At 75.8% G+C, this 1,646-nt stretch carries 2 protein-coding genes; both read left to right on the top strand.

Features of this window, described 5'->3' with window-relative positions:
• Positions 1-170: 170 nt before the first annotated feature.
• Positions 171-1,472, top strand: coding sequence for a pyridoxal phosphate-dependent aminotransferase (locus AB8Z36_RS39910; RefSeq protein WP_369218252.1), 1,302 nt, complete (start codon positions 171-173; stop codon positions 1,470-1,472).
• Positions 1,469-1,646 (top strand): maleylpyruvate isomerase N-terminal domain-containing protein (locus AB8Z36_RS39905; RefSeq protein WP_369218253.1); only part of this gene is annotated, 178 nt, incomplete at its 3' end. The genes AB8Z36_RS39910 and AB8Z36_RS39905, both read left to right, overlap by 4 nt.

Here is a 1,646-nt window from a genome sequence, read left to right as displayed (position 1 = left end):
CCCCCGACGCGGCCTGGCTCGACGACCTGGAGATCGACCCGTCGTGCCCACCGGACCTGGCCGCCGCGCTGAGTGGCGCGCCGCCTGTCTCCGGGACGGGCGGCGCGTGAGCGCACTCCCTCCCGCCGACTCGTACTGAACTGCCCACACATCCCGAAAGGACTCCGCGCGTGCCCGGCCTGCCCCCACGCCCGCCCTCGCCCAACCTGGCCCTCGACCAACTGGTCCACGAGCGCCGGGCCGCCGGAGAGTCACTGGTGCACCTGGCGTTCGGCGAGGCCCGCCTGCCTCTGCTGCCCGGCCTCGCCGACGCCCTCGCGGCCGGGGCGGGCCAGGCCTCCTACGGGCCGGTGGCGGGCCGCGCCGAGGCCCGCGAGGCCGTCGCCGGTTACTTCGCCCGGCGCGCGCTGCCCACCGGGGCCGATCAGATCGTGCTGGCACCGGGCAGCAAACCGCTGCTGATGGCGCTGCAGCTCGCCCTTCCCGGCGACGTCCTGCTGCCCGCCCCCGCCTGGAACACCTACGCTCCCCAGGCCGCGTACGCCGGGAAGCGGGCCATCGGAGTGCCGGTGCCCGTGGGCTGCGGAGGCATACCCGAGCCCGCGGCGCTGCGCACCGCCCTCACCCGGGCCCGCACCACGGGCCGCGAGCCGGGGTCACTGGTCCTGACGCTGCCCGACAATCCCACCGGCACCCTCGCCCCGGCGGACCTGGTGCGCGAGGTCTGCGAGGTGGCCGCTGCCGAGGACCTGGTGATCATCTCCGACGAGATCTACCGCGACGTACTGCACTACCCGGCCGCGTCCTACCTCAGTCCCGCCGAGATCGCGCCCGAGCGCACCGTCATCACCACCGGCCTGTCCAAGAGCCTGGGTATCGGCGGCTGGCGCATCGGCGCCGCCCGCTTCCCCGCCGGAGAGCTGGGACGGCAACTGCGCGACGGGGTGGTGTCGGCCGCCAGTGAGCTGTGGTCGACGCTGGCCGGGCCCATGCAGCACGTCGCCGCGTACGCCTTCGCCGAGCCGCCGGAGGTCGTGGGGCGGCTGCGCGACGCCGCCCGTCTGCACGGAGCGGTGGCGCGGGCGGTGCACCGGATCGCCCTGGGCGCGGGCGCCGACTGCCGCCCGCCGACCGGCGCCTTCTACGTCTACCCCGACTTCGGCCCGATGCGCGCGGAGCTGGCCGCACGCGGCGTCACCGACTCCGCGTCCCTGGCCCGGCGCCTCCTGGAGGAATCCGGTGTCGTCGTCCTGGGCGGCCACCTCCTGGGCGACGACCCGGAGGCGCTGCGCTTCAAGGCGGCCACCAGCCTGCTGTACGGGGACGAGGAGCAGCAGCGCGAAGCCCTGGCCGCCGCCGATCCCGTGCGCCTGCCGCACATCGCCGCCCAACTCACCCGTATCGCGGTCGCCTTCGCCGGACTCACCGGCCGACCGGTGCCCGGCCACGCTTTCCTGGAGGCCACCCGTTGAAGGAGATCGATCCCACTCCCGCCGCCTTCGACGAACTCGACCGCGCCGCCGAGCGGCTCCTGGTGGCCGTCGCCGGGCTGAGTGACGCCGAGGCGACCGCGCCCTCCCGGCTGCCCGGCTGGACGCGCGCCCACGTCCTGAGCCACCTCGCCGCCCAGGCCCCCGCCCTGGAGC

The organism is Streptomyces flavofungini, assembly GCF_041028215.1.
Taxonomy (GTDB): domain Bacteria; phylum Actinomycetota; class Actinomycetes; order Streptomycetales; family Streptomycetaceae; genus Streptomyces; species Streptomyces flavofungini_B.
Note: the sequence above shows the minus strand (reverse complement) of the source record. Positions and strands in the feature narration are given on the sequence as shown.